Source organism: Actinomadura sp. 7K534, from assembly GCF_004348575.1.
Lineage (GTDB): Bacteria > Actinomycetota > Actinomycetes > Streptosporangiales > Streptosporangiaceae > Spirillospora > Spirillospora livida.
Genome location: NZ_SMKB01000345.1, coordinates 1 through 5,840, shown reverse-complemented (window position 1 = coordinate 5,840; position 5,840 = coordinate 1). Strand labels below are relative to the sequence as shown.

Genomic DNA, 5,840 nt, shown 5'->3' with positions numbered 1-5,840 from the left:
GACAACTCCCCCGCCCGGCGACGACCCGTCCGCCGAAGAGGACAGCCCCGACCGGGAGGACCGCCCCGCAGACGACGCGACCGCCCGTCCCGAGGACGAACCGTCCGGCGAAGACGACGCGACCGCCCGTCCCGAAGACGAACCGTCGGGCCGGGAAGAACCGTCGGGCCGGGAAGACGCCGCGGAGCCGGATGAGAGTCTCGTCGCGCCCAGCGGTGCGCTGAAGCCCGAGGAGATCGAGGAGCCCGCCCGCGAGCGCGACCCCGCGACCGGCACGCCCGTCGGCCTCCCGGCGACGATCCCCGCGGCCGAGAAGGCGCCGCCCGTTCCGGGCGCACCCGACCCTGCGTACAACGTCGAGCAGCGCAGGCGCGAGGCGGGCGTCGACCAGATGTTCCCGTTCGGGCGGCCCGGTCAGCCGCTCGGCCGCGCGCACCCGTTCGTGTTCGGGTTCACCGCGGCGCTCGGCGTCATCACCGCCTGGCTGCTGGTGCAGGCCGCGTCCAACGCCAAGTCCGTGATCGTGATGATCGTGGTGGCGATGTTCCTCGCGGTCGGGCTAAACCCGGCCGTGGAGCGGCTCCGCGGGATCGGGCTGCCGCGCGGCGCGGCGGTCGCGGCGGTGTTCCTGCTCGTGCTGCTGTTCTTCTCGGGCTTCGTCGCCTCGCTCGTCCAGCCGATCACCGAGCAGGTCACCGAGCTGCGCAAGAGCATCCCCGAGTACGTCGAGCAGCTGCAGAACAACAAGACGCTGGCCGAGTGGGACAAGCGGTACGGGCTGCTCGACCGCGCCGAGAAGGCCGTCAACAGCCCCGACTTCCAGAACAGCCTCACCGACACGGCCACCGGGATCGGCAAGGTCGCGATCAACGGCGTCTTCCAGACCCTGACGATCCTGATCCTGACGCTGTACTTCCTCAGCTCGCTGCCGCAGATCAAGACGTTCTTCTACAAGCTCGCGCCGCGTTCCCGGCGGGCGCGGGTCGCGCTGCTCGGCGACGAGATCCTCGACCGGATAGGCGGCTACGTCGCCGGGCAGTTCACGATCGCGTTCATCGCGGGGCTGTCCTCGTACATCTTCCTGTCGATCCTCGGGGTGAAGTACGCCCTGGCGCTGTCGCTGATCGTCTCGGTGACCGCGCTGATCCCACTGGTGGGCGCGACGATCGGCGCGGTGGTGGTGGCGCTGGTCGCGTTCCTGACGGGGTCCACCACCGACCTGATCGCCTGCGTGATCTTCTACGTGATCTACCAGCAGGTGGAGAACTACGTCGTGTACCCGCGCGTCATGAAACGGACGGTGGACGTCCAGCCCGCGGTGACGATCGTGGCGGCGCTGGTCGGCGCGGCGCTGCTCGGCGTGGTCGGGGCGCTGCTCGCGATCCCGACCGCGGCGGCGATCTCGCTGCTCATCCGCGAGGTCGCCATGCCGAGGCAGGAGACGCTCTAACGCGGCGCCCCGCCGGCCCGGCAGCGGTGGTTCAGCGGCTGGTCCTGGCCAGGGCGGCGGCGAACTCGGCGACGGCCTGGTTGAACAGGTCCGGCTGCTCGACCGCGCACAGGTGCCCGGCGCGCGGGATGACGAGCAGCTCCGCGTTCGGCAGCGCGTCGGACATGGCGCGGGCCTCGTCCTCGGTGGCGAGGGCGTCCTCGTCGCCGATCATGACGAGGGCGGGCACCCGCAGGTTGCGGAGCGTCTCGAACGCCTCCCGCCGCCCCGCCATGGCCCGCTGCGCCCAGGCGGCGGCGAGCGGCGGGGTGGCCTGGACGAGCCCGCGGACGCGCCCGTAGATCAGGGCGCGCCGCTGGAGCGTCGTGGGTCCGATGAGGCCGGGCAGCACCTCGTCCACCAGGACCTTCGTGGTGGCGTCGCGTTCGAGCCGCTCCGCCTGCCGCAGCCGGGCCTCCCGGACGGGCTCGGCGTCGGCGGTGGCGCGGGTCGCGGCCAGGACCAGGCCGAGGACGAGGTCGGGGTGCCGCCGGCACAGCGCCATCGCCACGTAGCCGCCCATGGACAGCCCGCCGACGACGGCGCGCTGGACGCCGAGGGTCCGGAACATGCGGGCGACGTCGTCGGCCATCGCGTCGATCGACGGCTCGTCATCGCCGAGCCTGGAACCGCCGAAGCCGCGCAGGTCCGGGGTGACGACGCGGAACCGGCTCGCGAGCCCCTCCCGCTGGGCGAGCCACATCGCGGAGGAGAGCGGGAAGGCGTGCAACAAGACGAGCGGCGTGCCGGACCCGACATCCCTGGCGTACAGCTGCACGGTCATGGCGGATCCCTCCGAACGGCGTCCCGGCGGCCGCCGGGAACGCGATCGCTAAGCCATCGTTACCCGCTATCGAGTCGTGCGTGACGAGAGTGGCCGCGATCGGCCGCGTGCGACTATTCGCCCGGTTCGTCCCATTCGGTGGGCAGGGGGGCCGCCGCCGGAGCGACCCGCTGCACGATCTCGTTCAGGGCGATCCGGACATACGGCTCGCCCACCCACAGGTGCTTGGCGTTCTCCACCGCGACGACCTCGGCCTGCGGGATGCGCTTGAAGCGCTCCCTGGCCTCCGCCGGGCGCAGGAAGTCGTCCAGCTCCGGGACCAGCGCCACCACCGGCCGGCCGTCGGCGGCCCAGGCGTCCAGGTCGGCGTCGCCCGCGCGGCGCAGCGGCGGGGACAGCAGGAGCAGGCCCTCCACCAGCGGGTCGCGCCCCCACTTCAGCGCCAGCTCGGTGCCGAACGACCAGCCGAGCAGCCACGGGCGCGGCAGGTCGTGGTACTCGGTGTACTCCAGCGCCGCCGCGACGTCGTACCGCTCGGTCTCGCCCTCGCCGAACTCGCCCTGGCTCGTGCCGCGCGCCGACGACGTCCCGCGCGTGTTGAACCGCAGCACGGCGATGTCGGCGAGCGCGGGCAGCCGGTAGGACGCCTTGCGCAGGACGTGGCTGTCCATCATCCCCTCGGCGGTGGGCAGCGGGTGCAGGCACACCAGCGTCGCCACCGGCGGCCGTTCGGCGGGCAGCGCCAGCTCGCCGACCAGTTCCAGCCCGTCGGCGGTGTGCAGCGTGATCTCCTCACGCCGCGCCGGCAGCACCGTGGACGCCCTGATCTCCGCCATGACCCTCCTCTAGTAGCGCGGCGCGCCGCGCGACCGCATGATGCGGGGCGAGCGCCTGCCTCTGGCCTGCCAGCAGGGACGATGCCAGTGCCGCCGGTCACGCCCGTCCCGGTCGTCGGACCGCCACGCGACGACGTGCGCGACGCCCGGCGGAATCTCCTGATCGCATCCGGGACACCGGTACGCCTTGACCGCACCGCCCCCGGAGACCGCCCGGACGATCCAGTCCCCGTCCGGGCCTTCCTCGGTCTCCTGCACCCAGGACGCCCCACCCGGAGCCGCACGTCCCCTGATCGCACGACGATTCTTCCGGGGGCTCATGCTCCGAGCATATTCAGCGCAAAGGCCGTGCCGCGGTGACGTGCTCTGTGAGGAGGGGCACGGGGGCCAGGGCCGGGTCGCGGGTTTCGGTGTGGAGGGCGTTGAGGACGGTGACCGCGCGGTCCAGGCCGAGACGGTCGAGATCCGCGATCGGGCCGGTCGGGTAGCCGCAGCCGAGCGTCATCGCGGCGTCGATCGAATCGGCGTCGGCGTAACCGGCGCCGAGCATCGCCGCGGCGTCGTTCAAGTAGGGGAAGCGCAGGGCGTCCACGATGAACCCGGCGCGGTCGCGGCAGCGGACGACCGTCAGACCGAGGCGGCCGAGGAGGTCGGCGGCGCGGTCGGCGGCCTCCGGGGCGGTGGCGACCGTGGCCGCGACCTCGGCGAGGGTCCCGGCCGGGTCCGGCAGGTGCAGGCCGACGGTGCCGGCGGGACGGCCGGTGGCCATCGCCTGCCCGATCACCGGGCCGTCCGCCGAGGTGACGGCCAGCACCGCGTCCGGCGCGGCGGCCTGGGCGGCGGCCGACAGCAGCGCCCGCCCGGCCTCGGCGTCCTCCGCGGCCTCGATGATCAGGTCGCAGCCGGCGAACCCGGCGGCGGAGTCCCGGAGCTCGGCGCCCGCACGGTCGCACAGCGCGGCGATGGCGTCCGCGAGCGGCCCGACGCCGACGACGCCCACGACCGGCGCCGGGGCGGCGGCGGTCTCCGCGGCGGCCTCGGCGGCGGACTTGTCGTAGGTGTAGAAGCCGCGGCCGGTCTTGCGGCCGAGGAGCCCGGCGGTGACGAGTTCGCGCAGCAGCGGGGAGGCGGCGTGGCGGCGGTCCCGCGACTCGGCGTAGATCGCGTCCAGCACCTCCAGGCAGGTGTCGAGGCCGATCAGGTCCATGAGGGTGAACGGGCCCATCGGCAGGCCCGCGCCCGCCTTCATCGCGGTGTCGATGTCGTCGCGGGTGGCGTGCCCGGACTCCAGCATCGACGCGGCCTGGTTCAGGTAGCCGAACAGCAGCCGGTTCGCGACGAACCCGGCGCGGTCCCCGATCGTCACCGGGGTCTTGCCGAGGCTCCGCACGAGGTCGGCGACGCGGGTCACGGCGTCCGGCTCGGTCAGCACGGTCGCGATGACCTCGACGAGCTTCATCACGGGCGCCGGGTTGAAGAAGTGCACCCCGACGATCTTGGTGGGCCGGCCGGTGCTGACCGCGATGTCGGTGACCGGCAGCGACGAGGTGTTGGTGGCGAGGACGGCGTCGTCGCGGCACACCCGGTCCAGCTCGGCGAACACCTTGCGCTTCAGGTCGAGCCGCTCGGGGACGGCCTCGATGACGAGGTCGCAGTCCCCGAGGTCGGCGAAATCGGTGGACAGCGCGACCCGGCCGAGGATCTCCCGCTGCGCGTCCTCGGTGAGCCGTCCCCGCTTGACGGCGCGTCCGGTGGAGTTCTCCAGGTGCCCGCGCCCGCGCTCCAGCGCGTCCTGGTTCACCTCGATGCCGACCACCGCGAGGCCGCCGCGCGCCAGCACCTCGGCGATGCCCGCGCCCATCGTGCCCAGTCCGACGACCCCGACTCTGCTGAACGAACCACCAGTCATGAACGGCAGTCTCGCAGAAGTGCCCGCGGCTTCCCCTGGCGGGTACGACGGTTAGGTGCGCCTCGGTATCTTCCTGCTCGCCACCCGTTTCCCCTGCCAGAACGACACCGATGCCCTGTCCCGGACGGTCGAGGCGGCGGTGGCCGCCGAACGGGCCGGGTTCGACGACGTGTGGCTGGCCGAACACCACTTCATGTCGTACGGAGTCGTCCCGTCGGCGACGCTCATGGCCGGGCATCTCCTCGCCGTCACCCGGCGGATCCATGTCGGAACGGCCGTCAGCGTCCTGTCCGCCCAGCACCCGGTGGCGCTCGCGGAGCAGGCGGCGATGCTGTCGCTGCTGTCGGGCGGCCGGTTCCGCCTGGGCGTGGGACGCGGCGGTCCCTGGCGCGACCTTGAGGTGTTCGGCACCGGCCTGCCCCGCTACGAGCACGGCTTCGCCGAATCCCTGGACCTGCTCCTCGCCTGGCTGCGGTCGGACCGGGTCTCCTGGCAGGGCGAGCACTTCCGCTTCCGCGAGGTACCGGTCGTCCCGCGCGCGCTTGCCCCGCTCCCGGTGACGGTCGCGTGCACGTCCCCCGCCACGGAGGCGCTGGCGGCGGAGCGCGGCCTGCCGATGCTGCTGGGCATGCACGTCGGGCCGGAGGAGAAGGCCGCCGCCGTCGCCCGGCACGGCCTGCCGGACCTCCCACACATCTCCACCCATGTCGCCCAGGTCGCCGACACGCGCGAGGAGGCCGCCGGAACCCTCATGGCGGAGATGCCGCGCTGGCTGGGCCCCGGCCTGGACGGCTATGTGCCCGTGGACGACCGTCCCCGCCC

At 73.2% G+C, this 5,840-nt stretch carries 6 protein-coding genes; 2 read left to right on the top strand and 4 right to left on the bottom strand.

Annotated elements, in window-relative coordinates; all coding sequences use genetic code 11:
- Positions 1-1,450, top strand: a 1,450-nt coding sequence (locus E1266_RS34960) for an AI-2E family transporter (RefSeq protein ID WP_243719281.1), incomplete at its 5' end; no start/stop codon positions are given.
- 31 nt (positions 1,451-1,481) lie between these two features.
- Here E1266_RS34960 and E1266_RS34955 read toward each other — a convergent pair.
- The 4 genes from E1266_RS34955 to E1266_RS34940 form a co-directional block, all read right to left on the bottom strand.
- Positions 1,482-2,273, bottom strand: a complete 792-nt coding sequence (locus E1266_RS34955; protein ID WP_132054509.1) for an alpha/beta fold hydrolase — start codon at positions 2,271-2,273, stop codon at positions 1,482-1,484.
- Between the two features lie 113 nt (positions 2,274-2,386).
- Positions 2,387-3,109 (bottom strand): alpha/beta hydrolase, encoded by a 723-nt coding sequence (locus E1266_RS34950; RefSeq protein WP_132054508.1) that lies wholly within the window; start codon positions 3,107-3,109, stop codon positions 2,387-2,389.
- Between the two features lie 9 nt (positions 3,110-3,118).
- The gene (locus tag E1266_RS34945; RefSeq protein ID WP_132054506.1) at positions 3,119-3,430 is read right to left on the bottom strand and encodes an ATP/GTP-binding protein; all 312 of its coding nucleotides are present in this window, start codon (positions 3,428-3,430) and stop codon (positions 3,119-3,121) included.
- 13 nt (positions 3,431-3,443) lie between these two features.
- The gene (locus E1266_RS34940; protein WP_132054504.1) at positions 3,444-5,018 is read right to left on the bottom strand and encodes a 3-hydroxybutyryl-CoA dehydrogenase; all 1,575 of its coding nucleotides are present in this window, start codon (positions 5,016-5,018) and stop codon (positions 3,444-3,446) included.
- A gap of 55 nt (positions 5,019-5,073) precedes the next feature.
- Between E1266_RS34940 and E1266_RS34935 the strand changes: the two genes are divergently transcribed.
- A partial coding sequence (locus E1266_RS34935; RefSeq protein ID WP_132054502.1) for an LLM class flavin-dependent oxidoreductase occupies positions 5,074-5,840 on the top strand: 767 nt, incomplete at its 3' end.